The following is a 17,120-nucleotide window of genomic DNA, read 5'->3' on the forward strand; positions in this document are numbered from 1 at the left end:
CGTGAGTCGTACCCGCGGGCTCAGCCCTTGGACACCCGCACGATCAGCGCGTCGCCCTGGCCGCCGCCGCCGCACAGCGCCGCCGCGCCGATCCCGCCGCCGCGCCGCTTCAGCTCCAGCGCCAGGTGGAGCACCAGCCGGGCGCCGGACATGCCGATGGGGTGGCCCAGGGCGATGGCACCACCATGCACGTTCACCTTTTCGGTGGACACGCCGAGGTCCTTCATTGACTGCACGGCGACGGCCGCGAACGCCTCGTTGATCTCGATCAGATCGAGGTCGCCGACCTCAAGGCCCTCCTTCTTCAGGGCGTGCCGGATGGCGTTGGACGGCTGCGACTGCAAAGAGTTGTCGGGCCCCGCGACATTGCCGTGCGCGCCGATCTCCGCGATCCACTCCAGGCCCAGTTCCTCGGCCTTGGCGCGGCTCATCACGACCACGGCCGCCGCGCCGTCGGAGATCTGCGAGGAGGAGCCGGCGGTGATGGTGCCGTCCTTGGCGAAGGCCGGGCGCAGCCTGCCGAGCGACTCGGCGGTGGTGTCCGCGCGGATGCCCTCGTCCTTGCTGAACAGCACCGGGTCGCCCTTGCGCTGCGGGATCTCCACCGGGGTGATCTCGGCCTCGTAGACGCCGTTCTTCTGGGCGGCCGCCGCGCGCTGGTGGGACAGGGCGGCGATCTCGTCCTGGGCCTCGCGACCGATGCCGAGGCGGGTGTTGTACTTCTCGGTGGACTCGCCCATGGCGATGCCCTCGAAGGAGTCGGTCAGACCGTCGTGCGCCATGGAGTCGATCATCTGCACCGCGCCGTACTTGTAGCCCTCGCGGGACTTCGGCAGCAGGTGCGGCGCGTTGGTCATGGACTCCTGGCCGCCCGCGACGATCACATCGAATTCACCGGCGCGAATGAGCTGGTCGGCGAGCGCGATGGCGTCGAGGCCGGAGAGGCAGACCTTGTTGACGGTGAGCGCCGGGACGCTCATGGGGATGCCGGCCTTGACGGCGGCCTGGCGCGCGGGGATCTGCCCGGCGCCGGCCTGGAGCACCTGCCCCATGATCACGTACTGGACCTGGTCGCCGCCGATCCCGGCGCGGTCGAGGGCCGCCTTGATCGCGAAGCCGCCGAGGTCGGCTCCGGAGAAGGGCTTCAGCGAGCCGAGCAGCCGTCCCATCGGGGTGCGGGCACCCGCGACGATGACGGAGGTCGTGCCGTTGGTGCCAGAGGTTCCAGGAGTTCCGGAAGACATGAGCTGCGATCCCCTTTTCCGGCCCGCACAGGCCGCGGAGTGAACGAGGGTTTACTCGAATGTACTGAGCGGTACGGCGCCCGTCATCGGGCCGTCGGTGTGATCGCGCGCACGTTGCGTAACCACCTCCGTAGCGCTGCACTGAGTCCATGCTGACGCGAATCGACCACATCGGAATCGCCTGCCACGACCTGGAGGCGACTGTCGAGTTCTACCGTGCCACCTACGGCTTCGAGGTGTTCCACACCGAGGTCAACGAGGAGCAGGGGGTCCGCGAGGCCATGCTCAAGATCAATGGCACGTCGGACGGCGGCGCCTCGTACCTCCAACTGCTCGAACCGGTCCGCGAGGACTCCGCGGTCGGCAAGTGGCTGGCCAAGAACGGCGAGGGGGTCCACCACATCGCCTTCGGTACGGCGGATGTGGACGCGGACGCCGCGGACATCCGGGAGAAGGGCGTACGCGTTCTGTACGACGAGCCACGGCGCGGTTCCATGGAGTCGCGGATCACCTTCCTGCACCCCAAGGACTGCCACGGCGTACTGACGGAACTCGTCACTTCGGCGGCTGTTGAGTCACCTGAGCACTGACCCTCGTACATATGGGCCGGTAGGGTTGGGCGCGGTCGCCGCTCAGTCCAGGGTGACCCGGTCCTGTCGTCGGCGACGCCGGGATCGCCGGGGTCGTGTTTCGGGGGGCGTACGACGGGGCAGCAGCGCATGCCCCGCCGTTGATCTGACACCATTCCCCGGGGGCCCCGTTCGTCGGACGGACGGAGCTCGTTCGGAGAACTTTGCGACCAGGGGACGGATGGGACCGCGCAGTGCGGGGCTACGAGAGCCAGGAGCGAGAGCCGGCGGCTGACGTTCGACCACCTCTCTCGGTTCGAGGCCGAGATGAAGCGGCTGAAGACCGAGCGGGAAAAGGCGATCCAGCACGCCGAGGACCTCGGCTACCAGGTCGAGGTGCTGCGCGCCAAGTTGCACGAGGCGCGGCGCACCATCATGTCCCGGCCCGCCTTCGACGGCGGCGATCTCGGGTACCAGGCCGAGCAGTTGCTGCGCAACGCGCAGACGCAGGCCGACCAGTTGCGGGCGGACGCCGAGCGGGAGCTGAGCCAGGCCCGCGCGCAGACGCAGCGCATCCTTCAGGAGCACGCCGAGCAGGCCGCCCGGCTCCAGGCCGAGCTGCACCAGGAGGCGGTGGCCCGCCGCCAGCAGCTCGACCAGGAGCTGGCCGAGCGCCGGCAGACCGTCGAGTCGCACGTCAACGAGAACGTGGCCTGGGCGGAGCAGTTGCGCGCCCGCACCGAGCAGCAGGCCCGCCGGCTGCTCGACGAGTCCCGTACCGAGGCCGAGCAGGCGATGGCCGCGGCCCGCGCGGAGGCGGAGCGGCTGACCGCCGAGGCCCGCCAGCGCCTGCGCAACGACGCCGAGAGCGCCCGCACCGAGGCCGAGCAGATCCTGCGCCGGGCCCGCGCCGACGCCGAACGGCTGCTGAACGCCGCCTCCACGCAGGCCCAGGAGGCCACCGACCACGCCGAGCAGTTGCGCAGCTCCAGCGCGACCGAGTCGGAGTCCTCGCGCCGCCAGGCCCAGGAGCTGAGCCGGGCCGCCGAGCAGCGGATGTCCGAGGCCGAGGAGGCGCTGCGCAAGGCCCAGGCGGAGGCCGAGAAGGTCGTCGCGGAGGCCAAGGAGTCCGCCTCCAAGGCCCTGGCGAGCGCCGAGTCGGCCAACGAGCAGCGCACCCGCACCGCAAAGGAGCAGGTCGCCCGGCTGGTCAGCGAGGCCACGAAGGACGCCGAGTCGACGAAGTCCGAGGCCGAGCAGCTGGTCGCGGACGCCCGCGCCGAGGCCGAGAAGATCGTCACCGAGGCCGCCGAGAAGGCCCGCACGCTCACCGCCGAGGAGTCCGCGACCCAGCTGTCCAAGGCGGCCAAGACCGCCGAGGACGTGCTGAACAAGGCGTCGGAGGACGCCAAGCGGACCACGAAGGCGGCCACCGAGGAGGCCGAGCGGATCCGCACCGAGGCCGAGGCCGAGGCGGACCGGCTGCGGGCCGAGGCGCACGACATCGCCACTCAGCTCAAGGGCGCGGCGAAGGACGACACCAAGGAGTACCGCGCCAAGACGGTCGAGTTGCAGGAGGAGGCGCGCCGGCTGCGCGGCGAGGCCGAGCAACTGCGCGCCGACGCGGTCGCCGAGGGCGAGAAGATCCGCGCCGAGGCCCGCAAGGAGGCCGTGGCGCAGATCGAGGAGGCGGCGAAGACCGCCGAGGAGCTGCTCGCCAAGGCCAAGGCGGACGCGGACGAGCTGCGCCAGACCGCGACGACGGACAGCGAGCGGGTCCGCACCGAGGCCATCGAGCGGGCGACGACCCTGCGCCGGCAGGCCGAGGAGACCCTTGAGCGCACCCGCGCCGAGGCCGAGCGGCAGCGCGTGGAGGCCACCGAGCGCGCCGAGGAACTCCAGGCGGACGCCGAGCGGGCCGCCCGCGAGCTGCGCGAGGAGACCGAGCGTGCCGTCGAGGCCCGGCAGGCGGAGGCCGCCGACGAGCTGACGCGGCTGCACACCGAGGCCGAGGAGCGCCGCACCGCCGCCGAGCACGCGCTGACCGAGGCCCGCGAGGAGGGCGAGCGGCTCCGCCGCGAGGCCGCCGAGGAGAGCGAGCGGCTGCGCGCCGACGCGGCGGAGCGGATCCGTACGCTCCAGCAGCAGGCCGAGACGGAGGCCGAGCGGCTGCGCACCGAGGCCGCCGCGGACGCGTCCGCCTCCCGCGCGGAGGGCGAGGCCGTCGCCGTACGGGTCAGGTCCGAGGCGTCCGTCGAGGCGGAGCGGCTGAAGTCGGAGGCGCAGGAGAGCGCGGACCGGGTGCGGGCGGAGGCGCAGACCGCCGCCGAGCGCATCGCCGCCGAGGCCTCCGAGGCGCTGGCCGCCGCCCAGGAGGAGGCCGCCAGGCGCCGCCGCGAGGCCGAGGAGCTGCTCGGGTCCGCCCGGCAGGAGGCCGGCCAGGAGCGCGAGCGGGCCCGCGAGCAGAGCGAGGAGCTGCTGGCCTCGGCGCGCAACCGGGTGGAGGAGGCGCAGGCCGAGGCGACCCGGCTGGTCGAGGAGGCCGACCGGCGCGCGACCGAGATGGTGTCGGCCGCCGAGCAGCACGCGCAGCAGGTACGGGAGTCGGTCGCCGGTCTGCACGAGCAGGCCCAGGAGGAGATCGCCGCACTGCGCGGCGCCGCCGAGCACGCGGCGGAGCGCACCCGGCGCGAGGCCGGGGAGGAGGCGGACCGGGTCCGCGCGGACGCCTACGCGGAGCGGGAGCGGGCCAGCGAGGACGCCGGGCGGCTGCGGCGCGAGGCCCAGGAGGAGACGGAGGCCGCCAAGACGCTGGCCGACCGGACGGTCTCCGAGGCCATCACGGAGGCCGACCGGATCCGCGCCGAGGTCTCCGAGCACGCCCAGCGGGTGCGCACGGAGGCGTCGGACGCCGTCGCCGAGGCCGAGCAGGCCGCCGCGCGCACCCGTGCGGACGCCCGCGAGGACGCCAACCGCATCCGGTCCGACGCGGCGACGCAGGCGGACACCCTGATCACCGAGGCGCGTTCCGAGGCGGAGCGGCTCACCACGGAGACGGCGGCCGACACCGACCGGATCCGCACGGAGACCGTCGCCGAGGCGGAGCGCGTGCGCACCGAGGCGGCGGACGAGGCCGCGCGGGTCCGGATGGAGGCGCACTCGGAGGCGGAACGGCTCACCGCGGAGACGATCACCGAGGCCGACCGGGTGCGGGCCGAGGCGAGCGCCCACGCCGAGCAGATGGTCGCGGAGGCCACCGGGGAGGCGGAGCGGCTGCGGGCCGAGGCCGCCGACACCGTCGGCTCCGCCCAGCAGCACGCCGAGCGGATCCGCACCGAGGCCGAGCGGGTGCGGACCGAGGCCGCCGCGGAGGCCGAGCGGGTCACCGCGGCCGCCCGCCAGGAGGCCGAGCGCACCCTCGACGAGGCCCGCAAGGACGCCAACAAACGGCGTTCGGAGGCGGCCGAGCAGGTCGACACCCTCATCACGGAGACCGCGGCGGAGGCCGACAAGCTGCTCGGCGAGGCCCGGCAGCAGGCCCAGAAGGCCACCGCGGACGCCGAGTCGCAGGCCGACTCGATGGTCGGCGCGGCCCGCACGGAGGCCGACCGGATCGTCTCGGAGGCGACCGTCGAGGGCAACGGCCGGGTGGAGCGGGCCCGCACGGACGCGGACGAGCTGCTGGTCGGCGCGCGCCGGGACGCGACCGCGATCAGGGAGCGCGCGGAGGAGCTGCGCGAGCGCCTCACCTCGGAGATCGAGGAGCTGCACGAGCGGGCCCGGCGCGAGGCCGCCGAGACGATGAAGTCGGCGGGCGACCGCTGCGACGCGCTCATCAAGGCCGCCGAGGAGCAGCTCGCCAAGGCGGAGGCGAAGGCCAAGGAGCTGGTGTCGGAGGCCAACTCCGAGGCCGGCAAGGTGCGCATCGCCGCCGTGAAGAAGGCCGAGGGGCTGCTGAAGGAGGCCGAGCAGAAGAAGGCCACCCTGGTCCGGGAGGCCGAGGAGCTGAAGGCCGAGGCGGTCCAGGAGGCGCGGCGCACGGTCGACGAGGGCAAGCGCGAGCTGGAGATCCTGGTGCGGCGCCGCGAGGACATCAACGCGGAGATCTCGCGGGTGCAGGATGTGCTGGAGGCGTTGGAGTCCTTCGAGGCACCGACGGGCGGCAAGGACAACGGGGTGAAGGCCGGAGCCACCGTCGGAGCCCCGCGTTCGGGTGGCAAGTCGTCAGACGGCTAGCGTTTGGGGCGGATTCGGTGTCTCCTGGAGGTCTTTGACCGAGTCCCGGCCAGATCCTTGGCCAGAACTTTGGCAAGCCATCCGCGGGTCAGCCACTCAAAAGAGGTGTCATTCTCCGTATCAAACGCGCATCCGCTCGATGACACACCGCATTGGCGCCTAGGATTCCCTCTATCACCTCACCCGGTCTCTTTCGACAGGAACCCCATGAGCGACACTTCCCCCTACGGCTTCGAGCTTGTGCGGCGTGGGTACGACCGCGCTCAGGTGGACGAACGTATTGCCAAGCTCGTCTCCGACCGTGACAGTGCTCTCGCCCGCATCACCGCTCTGGAAAAGCGCATCGAGGAACTCCACCTCGAGACCCAGAACGCCCAGGCCCAGGTCAACGACGCCGAGCCGTCGTACGCCGGTCTGGGCGCACGGGTCGAGAAGATCCTGCGTCTCGCCGAGGAAGAGGCGAAGGACCTGCGCGAGGAGGCCAGGCGCGCGGCCGAGCAGCACCGCGAGCTGGCCGAGTCCTCGGCCCAGCAGGTGCGCAACGACGCGGAGTCCTACGCCGCGGAGCGCAAGGCCAAGGCCGAGGACGAGGGCGTCCGGATCGTCGAGAAGGCCAAGGGCGACGCCTCGCAGCTGCGCTCCGAGGCGCAGAAGGACGCGCAGTCCAAGCGCGAGGAGGCGGACGCCCTCTTCGAGGAGACCCGCGCCAAGGCCGCGCAGGCCGCCGCCGACTTCGAGACGAACCTCGCCAAGCGCCGTGAGCAGTCCGAGCGCGACCTGGCCTCGCGTCAGGCCAAGGCCGAGAAGCGGCTCGCGGAGATCGAGCACCGCGCGGAGCAGCTGCGCCTGGAGGCGGAGAAGCTGCGCACGGACGCCGAGCGCCGCGCCCGCCAGACCGTCGAGACGGCACAGCGCCAGGCCGAGGACATCGTGGCCGACGCCAACGCCAAGGCGGACCGGATCCGTTCGGAGTCGGAGCGCGAGCTGGCCGCTCTCACCAACCGCCGCGACTCCATCAACGCGCAGCTGACCAACGTGCGCGAGATGCTGGCGACCCTCACGGGCGCCGCGGTGGCCGCCGCCGGTACGCCGGCCGAGGAGGAGCCGGTCTCCCGCGGGGTGCCGGCCCAGCAGTCCCGCTGACGCGGGGCGCACACCGGCCGGACAGGCAGGGAACACGGACGAGGCCTTCTGTCACTTGGGGTGGCAGTGGGCCTCGTCCCGTTCTAGCGTGGTCGCCATGATCGAGCTTGAGGGGCTGACCAAGCGGTACGGCGAGAAGGTGGCGGTCAACAATCTCTCATTCACCGTCAGACCGGGCATCATCACGGGCTTCCTCGGTCCCAACGGCGCGGGCAAGTCGACCACGATGCGGATGGTGCTGGGCCTGGACCACCCCTCCGCCGGGGACGTCCGGATCGACGGCAGGCACTACGAGCACCTCAAGGACCCGCTGACGCACATCGGCGCGCTGCTGGAGGCCAAGGCCTGGCACGGCGGGCGCAGCGCCTACAACCACCTGCTGTGCCTCGCGCAGAGCAACGGCATTCCGGCCGGCCGGGTGCGTGAGGTCCTGGACACGGTGGGGCTCACGGCGGTCGCCGGCAAGAAGACCAAGGGCTTCTCCCTCGGCATGGGCCAGCGGCTCGGCATCGCCGGGGCCCTGCTCGGCGACCCGCGGATCCTGATGTTCGACGAGCCGGTCAACGGCCTCGACCCCGAGGGCATCCACTGGATCCGCAATCTGATGAAGACCCTGGCCTCCCAGGGCCGTACGGTCTTCGTCTCCTCCCATCTGATGAGCGAGATGGCGCTGACGGCGGACCATCTGGTGGTCATCGGCCAGGGCAGGCTGCTGGCCGACACCTCGATGGCCGAGTTCATCGCGGAGAACTCCCGCAGCTACGTCCGGATCCGCACCCCGCAGCGCGAGCGGCTGCTCGACGCGCTGGCCGAGGCGGGGATCGCGGTCGCCGAGAGCGGTGGCGAGACCGTCGAGGTGGACGGCGACCAGTCGCAGGCCATCGGCGAGCTGGCGGCCCGGCACCAGATCGTGCTGCACGAGCTGAGCCCGCAGCGGGCCTCGCTGGAGGAGGCGTTCATGCAACTGACCGCGGAGTCCGTGGAGTACCACGCGCACAACGGGCAACCGCCCGGCCAGGTGCCGCCGCAGCAGCAACAGCAACCGTGGGGCAACGACTGGAGGAGGGGATGAGCGTGGCGGCGGCACAGGTAGTCCGGTCCGAGTGGACCAAGATCCGTTCGGTCGCGTCCACGGTGTGGACGCTGTCCCTCGCCGTGGTCGTCACCATCGCCCTCGGCATGCTGATCTCGGCACTGTCGAAGAACGAGTTCGGCAACATGAGCGAGCGGGACCGGCTCTCCTTCGACCCGACCTTCATCAGCTTCGCCGGGACGAGCCTCGGCCAGCTCGCGATGATCGTGTTCGGGGTGCTGGTCGTGGGCAACGAGTACAGCTCGGGCATGATCCGCACCTCGCTGGCCGCCGTGCCGAAGCGCGGCACCTTCCTGTTCAGCAAGATCGCGGTGGCCACCGCCCTCGCCCTGGTGGTGGCCATGGTCACCAGCTTCGCCACCTTCTTCCTCGGGCAGGCGATGCTCGGCGACCTCAAGGCGTCGATCGGCGATCCGGGAGTGCTGCGCGCGGTGATCGGCGGCGGCCTCTACATGACCCTCATCGCGATGTTCTCGATGGGCGTCGCCACGATGCTGCGCTCCCCCATGCTGTCGCTGGGCATCCTGATGCCGTTCTTCTTCCTGATCTCCAACATCCTGGGCAACGTCCCGGCGACGGAGAAGATCGGCCGGTTCCTGCCCGACCAGGCCGGCAGCAAGATCATGCAGGTGGTCACGCCGATCGACGACGACGTCCCGTACGGCCCGTGGGGCGGCCTCGGGATCATGGCCCTGTGGGTGGTCGCGGCGCTCGTCGGCGGATACGCGGTACTGAAGAGGCGGGACGCCTGAAAAGGTTCCGCGGGGCACCGGATTTTGCGCGAGCTTGAACGGAACCGTCAGCGCGTGGATATCCTCCTAACCCTTACGGGGGCGTGTGCCCTGCTGTCCTGAACCTTTCGATGGGTGCGGAGCATGATCGAGGCTGTCGGCCTGACCAAGCGCTACGGCGACAAGACCGCTGTGTACAACCTCTCCTTCCAGGTGCGGCCCGGTGCCGTCACCGGCTTCCTCGGGCCCAACGGTTCGGGCAAGTCGACGACGATGCGCATGATCCTCGGCCTGGACAATCCCAGCGCGGGGCACGTGACGATCGGCGGCCACCCCTACCGCAAGCTGCCGAACGCGGCCCGTCAGGTCGGGGCGCTGCTGGACGCCAAGGCCGTGCACGGCGGCCGGAGCGCCCGCAACCACCTGCTGAGCCTGGCCCAGCTGTCGGGCATCCCGGCCCGGCGGGTGGACGAGGTGCTCGGCGTGGTGGGCCTCCAGGAGGTGGCCGGACGGCGTTCCAAGGGCTTCTCCCTCGGCATGGGCCAGCGGCTCGGCATCGCCGCCGCGCTGCTCGGCGACCCCCAGGTGCTGCTCTTCGACGAGCCGGTCAACGGCCTCGACCCGGAGGGCATCCACTGGGTGCGCAACCTGATGAAGGCGCTCGCGGCGGAGGGCCGTACGGTCTTCGTCTCCTCGCACCTGATGAGCGAGATGGCGCTGACCGCCGACCACCTGATCGTCATCGGGCGCGGCCAGTTGCTCGCCGACATGAGCGTGACGGACTTCATCTCGGCGAACTCCGCCGACTTCGCGCGCGTGCGCACGCCGGAGGGCGACCCGCAGGTGCGCGAGAAGCTGACCTCGGCGCTGACCGAGGCGGGCGGGAACGTGCTGCCCGAGCAGGACGGCGCGCTGCGCGTGACCGGGCTGGCGCTCCCCCGGATCAGCGACATCGCGCACGACAGCGACGTACGGCTGTGGGAGCTTTCGCCGCACCAGGCCTCGCTGGAGGAGGCGTACATGCGGATGACGCAGGGCGCCGTGGACTACCGGTCGACCGCCGACCAGAAGGCCGGGCTCCAGCAGCCGCTGCCGCCCGGCGCGCAGCCGCCGATGCCGGTGCCCGGACAGGGCCAGCCCGGCTGGTACGCCCCGCCGCCGCCCCAGCACGGCGGCCCGCCCTTCCCGGCGGCGCAGGGTGCGCCCGGCCAGGCCCCGGCGGGACCGTACGCCGCCCCGGCCGCGCCCGGCGGGCAGCCGGCCAACCCGTACGCGCAGGAGGCTCCCCAGGTCGATCAGGCCCCCGCGCCGCCCGCCGCCGCACCGGCGACCGCCCCCGCGCCCGTCACCGACCCGACCAAGCCCGAGGACGCCCGATGAGCACGCCCCAGCCCCCGACGCCGCAGGCCGCGCCCGAGTGGCAGGCGGCGCCCGGTTCGCCGTACCCCACCTACACGTCGCCGATCCCGGTGGTGCGCACGAACGTCGTGCACGCGCTCGCCTCCGAGTGGACGAAGATCAAGTCGGTGCGCTCGACGATGTGGACGCTGGGCGTGTTCGTCCTGCTGGTCGTCGGCATCGGGCTGCTGGTCGGAGCGGTGGTGGCGCGCTCGTCCTCCGACCTGGCCGGCGAGAGCGCGCTGGGCCTCGGCTTCTTCGGGCTGCTGCTCGGCAGCATGTGCGTCATGGCGCTCGGTGTGCTGACCACCGCGTCGGAGTACGGCACGGGCATGATCCGCACGACGATGACCGCCTGCCCCAGCCGCGGCCGGGTGCTGACGGCGAAGGCGATCGTGTTCTTCCTGGTGGCGTTCGTGGTGACGCTGGTGTCCACGACGCTGGTCGCGCTGACGCACGTGGCCATGCTGGAGGACAACGGCGCGGTGGACCCCACCGGCGGGGAGTGGCTGAAGGGCACCGTCGGGGTCTCGCTGTACATCGCGCTGCTCGGGCTGCTCTCGCTGGCCGTCGGCTCGATCATCCGGCACTCCGCGGGCGCGATCACCATCATGATCGGCGTCCTGCTGGCCCCGCTGGTGATGGCGCTGTTCATGTTCTCGGATTCGCTGCGCGCCGTTCAGCGGGCGCTGTTCGAGTACTCGATCCCGAACCAGATGAGCATCTTCTACGCCAACTCGCTCTCCGAGTCCGGGCCTTCCGGCTGGGACCCGCTGTGGATCCTGCTCGGCGTGACCGCGGCCGTGTTCGCCGGCGCCTTCGCCCTGCTGCACAAGCGGGACGTTCTGACTGGGGCGTTCAGAATCTCGGCGCGTTGCGGGACCGCCGCACCCGTGTGGTGCGGCGGTCCTTCGCGTTCCAGCAGGACTTGTGCCAGTGCCGGCGCTCGTCGACGCCCGAGTGGGCCGGCCAGGCCACCACGTGCGGGACGCCGTCCGGAATCAACTGGTCGCAGCCGGGGCAGCGGTACGACTTCCCCCGCGCGCTCGCGCCCGCCACGTGCCGTACGCTCCACTCCTCGCCCTGCCAGCTCTCCGCCGACTGCCAGCCGCCGTAGCGGCCCGAGTCGTCGAGTTCGGCGCTGCGGCCGGACGGACCGGCTCCCTTGGGTCGGTTGCGACGCGGGGACACAGGACACCTCACGGAGCTATACAGGAAGTATGGGCGGCGTACAGCCTACGCGGCACGGACAGGGGTACACGTACGCCGCCAATCACCGCAACTCCCCCGGGCGCGGTTCCGGCCAGGTCCCTCGCGCCCCGTCAGAACGGCCGATTTTGCAGACAATCCGCAAATCTCTTTGCCCGGCCGTGTCCTCGGCACGTGTCAGACGGTTATGCCTTGCGGGGGAGCTCCGTGTCGGGGCCGAGGAAGCAGGAAAGAGCAATGCGCGTAGGAAGTTTCGTGCTGGGTGCCCAGTTCCCGGGCCAGGGGCAGGGGGAGGCGCTGCACCGCGCGGTCCGCTCGGCCGAGGTGGCCGAGGAGTCGGGACTCGACACGGTCTGGCTGGCCGAACACCACTTCGTGCCGTACGGCACGTGCCCGTCGGCCGTGACGCTGGCCGCGCTGCTGCTGGGGCGCACCCGGCGCATCCGGGTCGGCACCGCGGTCAGTGTGCTGCCCACCGTCCATCCCGTGGCGCTCGGCGAGCAGGCCGCGCTGCTGCACATCACGAGCGGCGGCCGGTTCTCGCTGGGCGTGGGCCGGGGCGGCCCGTGGGTGGACCTGGAGGTGTTCGGCGCGGGTCTCGAGGCCTATGAGAAGGGCTTCCCCGAGGCACTCGACCTGCTGGTGCGCTGGCTGCGCGAGCCGGCCGTCGGCGCCTCGGGCGAGCGCTTCCGGTTCCGCGAGGTGCCCGTCGTGCCGCGCCCCTCGGAGTCCCTCTCCGAGGCCGCGGGCCCGGAGGTGGTCGTCGCCTGCACCTCCCCGCCGAGCGTGCGCGCGGCGGCCGAGCGGGGACTGCCGATGCTGCTCGGGATGCACGTCGGCGACGAGGAGAAGGCGGAGATGGTCGCCCTGTGGCGGCGGCACGCCCGCGCGGCCGGGCGGCCGGCCGCGGAGATCCACGGCGCGGCCCATGTCTCGGCCGGCGTCTGCCAGATCGCGGACCGGCGCACGGACGCGGCGGAGACCCTGCTCAAGGCGGTGCCGGGCTGGCTGCGGCAGGGGCTGGGCGCCCATGTCACGGTGGACGGCCGCGCCCGGCGGATGCGCGACCCGTACGCGTACACCGAACTCCTCTGCGGGCTGCACCCGGTGGGCACGCCCCGGCTGTGCGCGGACCGGCTCGCGGCGACCGGCGAGCGCACCGGCATCTCCCGCTTCGCGCTGCTCGTGGAGGGGTCCGGAGACCTCGCGGCGACCGAGGAGAACGTACGGCGGCTCGGGACCGAGGTACTCCCCCAGCTCCGCTGAGCGGGCCGGTGCCGGGTGTGCGAGCCCCGGGAGCCCGGAAGGGGGAGCTTGCCGCTCCGGTACCACCGCACCTCCCGGGTACGGAGCGGCAAGCAGGCGACCACGGCGTCAGCAGTCGCGCAGTTCGGGCGACTGGTTCAGTATCTGGCCGCGCACCGAGGTGAATCGGGTCAGCTTCTCGTCGACGGAGGAGTCCAACGGGAACACCGCCACCCGGTGGCAGTTCTGGAAGGCCAGCCGCACCCCGAAGTGCCGCTGCAGTGCACCGCGTATGGCGTCACTCGCGAGCGCACGCAGCAGTTGGCCGCGCGCCTGCTCGTCCGGCGGGGGCGTCTGGTTGTCGGCGAACGCTCCGCCGTCGACCTTCAGCTGTGCCACCAGGGAGCTGACCATCTCCCATGCGTAGGGCAGGGAAGTCCGGACGCAGTCGACGAAGGCTGCTTCGTCGACCTCGCCTCGCTCGGCCTGTTCGAGTAGGGCCGGTGAGACGTCGAGCGACATGGGTTCTCCTCTCGCACCCCCGACTGGCGGGGGTTGCCGGACAGTTGAGGGAGTGCGCGATGACGAACACGCTGCGTACACAGTTCGCGACCTCCCGTTCAATACCGTAAGCAACCGATCGTGACCGCACCAGGAGAATGCCCAGATGGGCACCATCGCGTAGGCACACAATCGGCCAGTGCGCAAGACGGGGCCAATGGGAGAAGTGGGACAGTGCGCGAGGTCACCGCCGCACGGGCGAATCGCGCCGGGCCGGGCCGGTCGAGTAGCGTTGCCGACCATGCGTCTCGTCATTGCCCGCTGCTCCGTCGACTACGCGGGGCGGCTCACCGCCCATCTCCCCTCGGCCCCCCGACTGATCCTGGTCAAGGCGGACGGCAGCGTCTCGATCCATGCCGACGACCGGGCCTACAAGCCCCTCAACTGGATGTCTCCGCCCTGCACGCTGAAGGAGGGCGCGGACGCGGAGGAGGGCGTCTGGACCGTCGTCAACAAGGCGGGTGAGAAGCTCATCATCACGATGGAGGAGATCCTCCACGACTCCTCGCACGAACTGGGCGTCGATCCCGGCCTGATCAAGGACGGCGTGGAAGCGCACCTCCAGGAGTTGCTCGCCGACCGCATCGAGACGCTGGGCGAGGGCTACACCCTCATCCGCCGCGAGTACATGACCGCCATCGGGCCCGTCGACATCCTGTGCCGGGACGCCGAGGGCGGGACCGTCGCGGTGGAGATCAAGCGGCGCGGCGAGATCGACGGCGTGGAGCAACTCACGCGCTACCTGGAGCTGTTGAACCGCGACCCGCACCTCGCCCCGGTGCGCGGCGTCTTCGCCGCCCAGGAGATCAAGCCGCAGGCCCGCGTGCTGGCCACGGACCGCGGCATCGGCTGCCAGGTGCTGGACTACAACGCCCTGCGCGGCATCGAGGACGACAAGCTGCGGCTGTTCTGATCCGACCGGCCGTCACCGGCCACGCGCAAGGGCCGGGTCCGACACGGACCCGGCCCTCCCGCTGTTCCCGCTCCCCCGCCTCGGGAGGCTCAGATGATCCCGTCCGCCGCCGGGAGCGGACCGCTCGGCGACTCCGGGCCGCCGGTCGGCGTACTGCTCTGCGAGGCGCTCGCGGTGGCCGCCGGGGAGCCGGCGGTGACGGGCGGCGAGCCGGGCCCGCTCGCGCTGTTGGACGTCTCCGGGGTCGACGAAGGCGGCGTGTCCGTCTCGGTGGGCGCGGGTGTGGTGGGCTCGTCGGTCTCGGTGGGCGTTCCGGGGTCGCTCGGCCCGGTGTCCGTGGGCCTCGGCGAGGACGGCCGCGTCGTCGGCGAGGACGGCGACCTGCTCGGCTCGCTCGGTGAACCCGGGTCGTCCGGGCTCTCGCCGCCCGGGTCGCCCGGCTGCGCCGAGTCGCTCGCGTCGTCGGACGGCTGCGTCGACTCGGTCGGCGTCGGGTCGTCCGACGCGTCGGAGGTGTCGTCCGGGTCCGCGTCGGCCGGCCGGCCGGTGGCGCCCTGGCCCTCGCCGTCGTCGGAGGGCCGGTCCGCGCCGAGGCTGCCGTCGTCGACGCCCTGGCTGGCGGACGGGTTGACGCCGACCTCGTTGGAGGGGTCGTTCGGGTCGTTCTCGGACGTGGCGCCGAGCGTCACCACCGTGCCGAGCACGGCGACGAGCAACGCGCCCGCCCCGGCGGCCACCAGATTGCGCCGCGCGAAGCCCTTGATGCCGCCGCCCACCGTGCGGGACGGCTCCTCGGGGTGCTCGCGGCTGGTGACCAGGGTCGGCGACTGGGGAGGCGGCTGGAGCGGCGGGAAGGGCCCGGGAACGGCCGCGGCCGGCGACGCCGACTCCTCGTTGCGGGCGTCGGGCACCTCCTCCGCCGCGGTCGGGCCGAGGCCGGCCGCGGGTCCCGCGGCACCGAACGCGTCCGAGCCGCTGCCCAGGCCGGGCACTTCCCCGCTGCGGTCGGCGACCAGCGCGAGGGCACGGCGGCCGGCGACGGCGCCGCGCTTGTCGGAGAGCGCGCCGCGCAGCCCGATGGAGGCCTCCAACTCGGCGCGGGCCCGGTCGAGCTGGTCCTCGCACAGCGCGAGGATGCCGAGTTCGTGGTGGAAGTAGGCCTGTTCGGCGACGTCGCCGGCGAGCCGGGCGGCCTCGGCGCCCGAGCGCAGCGCCCGCTCCCAGGCGCTCCAGTGCAGCCCCGCGGCGAACGCGGGGGCCGCGGTGCGGGCCAGTTGGACGGCCGGGCCCTCCTCGTCCTCAACGGGCGCGGTCGTCGTCGGCACCAGCACGGCGAGGGCGGCCAGTAGGGCGTCGGCCTCGGCGCAGACCCGCTCCGGGGTGACCGAGGGGTGCCCGGCCCACCAGGCGTAGTGCTGGGCGGCGGCCAGCGCCCGCTCGGGTACGGCCTCCTCGTATCCGGCGCTCTCCAGCTGGGTGAGCACCCCGGCGGCGAGCCGGTAGCGGGAGCCGACCGGCGAGACCAGTCCGCAGTCGGTCAGCTCGCCCAGGGCGGCGTCCGCGTGGGTGTCGCCGACCAGGGCGGGCAGATGCGCCTGGTGCGGCACCTCGCCGCCGAGCGCGACGGCGAACTCCAGGGTGGCGCGGGCCGACGCGCTCAGCCGGGAGGCGAGCAGCGGGGCGGGCGCGGCGGCCTCGCCGAGGGACGGCAGGGGTACGTCGTCGGACTCGGTGGGCTCGTAGGGCGTGTCGTCGTCCGGGCGGGCGTCGGCGAAGACGCCGAACTCGTCCACCGCCTCGGCGCCGGCCCGCAGCCGGTCGCGCCGGCGCAGCAGGGCGCCGGCCTGGACGAAGCGCAGCGGCAGTCCCTCGGACTCGAACCAGAGGTCGCCGGCCCAGTTGGCCTCCTCCTCGGTCAGGGACCGGCCGGCGGCGCGCTCCAGCAGCTCGACGCCGTCCGAGCGGTCCAGGCCGGTGAGGAAGACCTCCTCGACGGCCGAGTCGGCGGAGGGGGCGGGCACTTCCGGGGTCGCGCCGATCAGGAAGGCGCACTCGGGGGTGGCCGCCAGCAGTTCGTCGAGGACGGTGCCGCCGAACTCAACGTCGTCCAGCACGACGACCGCGCCGACCTCTCTGAGGTGGCCGAGCAGTTCCTCCCGGTCCGGGCGGTGCAGGGGCGCGCGGTGGACGGCGTGGAAGAGGTCGTGGAGCAGGTCGTCGGCGGTGCGGTGGAGGCCGTTGAGCCGGACCACGCCGTCGGGGGCGAGGCCCGCGCAGTCCTCGGCGACGAGGTCGAGGAGGCTGGTGCGGCCGGAGCCGGCCGGGCCGGTGAGGCGCACGGAGCGGCCGCGGGCGAGCAGCCGCACCAGGCGTTCGCGTTCGTCCTCGCGGGCCAGCAGCCCCAGCACGGTGCGGGTCGGCCCCGGCGGGACCGGCGGCCGGGCGGCGCGGCCCACCTCGGCGCGTTCGGCGGCGGTGAGCTTCTCGGGCCGTGCGGGCCGCTCGGCGGCCGGGCAGACCTCGATCTCGCTGCCGTCGACCGGGTTGACGGTGACCAGGAAGTCGCCGGAGACGAGTTGCACCGTGCGGGCGAGTGCCGGCGTGTACTGTCCGAAGTCGGATGTGAGGGAGTCCCTCGGTGAGCGCGGGCGCGGCGCGTGGCCCGCCCCGGTCTCGAATTGACTCGACCGGGAGGTGCCTCCGTCGTCGTGGCCGTACTCCTCGGGGCCCCGGTTGTTCGGGTCCATCGGTTCAAGCCCCCCAAAAGCGTCGTGTGCA

11 protein-coding genes and 2 pseudogenes are annotated in these 17,120 nt (G+C 72.6%); 9 read left to right on the plus strand and 4 right to left on the minus strand.

The window, feature by feature from the left end; translation table 11 throughout:
• Positions 1-20 precede the first annotated feature (20 nt).
• Positions 21-1,244 (minus strand): acetyl-CoA C-acetyltransferase, encoded by a 1,224-nt coding sequence (locus AC4IHM_RS09650; RefSeq protein WP_490866657.1) that lies wholly within the window; start codon positions 1,242-1,244, stop codon positions 21-23.
• A 149-nt stretch (positions 1,245-1,393) separates the two neighbouring features.
• Here AC4IHM_RS09650 and mce point away from each other — a divergent pair, with 149 nt between their 5' ends.
• The 7 genes and pseudogenes from mce to AC4IHM_RS09685 all read left to right on the plus strand — a co-directional run.
• The gene (gene mce, locus AC4IHM_RS09655) at positions 1,394-1,834 is read left to right on the plus strand and encodes a methylmalonyl-CoA epimerase (RefSeq protein WP_490866658.1); all 441 of its coding nucleotides are present in this window, start codon (positions 1,394-1,396) and stop codon (positions 1,832-1,834) included.
• Between the two features lie 233 nt (positions 1,835-2,067).
• Positions 2,068-6,049: pseudogene (scy, locus tag AC4IHM_RS09660) on the plus strand (polarized growth protein Scy).
• Between the two features lie 207 nt (positions 6,050-6,256).
• Complete coding sequence (locus AC4IHM_RS09665) at positions 6,257-7,192, plus strand: cellulose-binding protein (RefSeq protein ID WP_490866659.1); 936 nt, start codon at positions 6,257-6,259, stop codon at positions 7,190-7,192.
• A gap of 97 nt (positions 7,193-7,289) precedes the next feature.
• Positions 7,290-8,264 (plus strand): ABC transporter ATP-binding protein, encoded by a 975-nt coding sequence (locus AC4IHM_RS09670; protein ID WP_490866660.1) that lies wholly within the window; start codon positions 7,290-7,292, stop codon positions 8,262-8,264.
• Entirely contained in the window at positions 8,261-9,037 is a 777-nt protein-coding gene (locus tag AC4IHM_RS09675; RefSeq protein WP_490866661.1) for an ABC transporter permease, read from the plus strand. The genes AC4IHM_RS09670 and AC4IHM_RS09675 overlap by 4 nt, the downstream gene beginning before the upstream one ends.
• A gap of 123 nt (positions 9,038-9,160) precedes the next feature.
• The gene (locus AC4IHM_RS09680) at positions 9,161-10,396 is read left to right on the plus strand and encodes an ABC transporter ATP-binding protein (protein WP_490866662.1); all 1,236 of its coding nucleotides are present in this window, start codon (positions 9,161-9,163) and stop codon (positions 10,394-10,396) included.
• Positions 10,393-11,259, plus strand: a pseudogene (locus tag AC4IHM_RS09685) (ABC transporter permease); the annotation flags it as partial. The gene AC4IHM_RS09680 and the pseudogene AC4IHM_RS09685, both read left to right, overlap by 4 nt.
• Positions 11,260-11,272: 13 nt before the next feature.
• Here AC4IHM_RS09685 and AC4IHM_RS09690 read toward each other — a convergent pair.
• Positions 11,273-11,605: an Rv1322 family protein gene (locus tag AC4IHM_RS09690; protein ID WP_490866663.1), complete on the minus strand. Its 333-nt coding sequence runs from the start codon at positions 11,603-11,605 to the stop codon at positions 11,273-11,275.
• 255 nt (positions 11,606-11,860) lie between these two features.
• Between AC4IHM_RS09690 and AC4IHM_RS09695 the strand changes: the two genes are divergently transcribed.
• Positions 11,861-12,889 carry an LLM class flavin-dependent oxidoreductase gene (locus AC4IHM_RS09695; protein WP_490866664.1) on the plus strand — a complete coding sequence of 343 codons (1,029 nt, stop codon included), beginning with the start codon at positions 11,861-11,863 and terminating at the stop codon, positions 12,887-12,889.
• Positions 12,890-12,997: 108 nt separating this feature from the next.
• Here AC4IHM_RS09695 and AC4IHM_RS09700 read toward each other — a convergent pair whose 3' ends face one another.
• Positions 12,998-13,390, minus strand: coding sequence for an SCO5389 family protein (locus AC4IHM_RS09700; protein ID WP_490866665.1), 393 nt, complete (start codon positions 13,388-13,390; stop codon positions 12,998-13,000).
• Between the two features lie 280 nt (positions 13,391-13,670).
• Between AC4IHM_RS09700 and nucS the strand changes: the two genes are divergently transcribed.
• On the plus strand, positions 13,671-14,342 hold the full coding sequence (gene nucS, locus AC4IHM_RS09705; RefSeq protein ID WP_490866666.1) for an endonuclease NucS: 672 nt from the start codon (positions 13,671-13,673) through the stop codon (positions 14,340-14,342).
• A gap of 89 nt (positions 14,343-14,431) precedes the next feature.
• Here the strand turns inward: nucS and AC4IHM_RS09710 are convergent, their stop codons facing one another.
• A complete protein-coding gene (locus tag AC4IHM_RS09710; protein ID WP_490866667.1) occupies positions 14,432-17,089 on the minus strand; it encodes an ATP-binding protein in 2,658 nt (885 codons plus the stop codon).
• Positions 17,090-17,120 lie beyond the last annotated feature (31 nt).

Source organism: Streptomyces sp. SL06 (assembly GCF_058244745.1).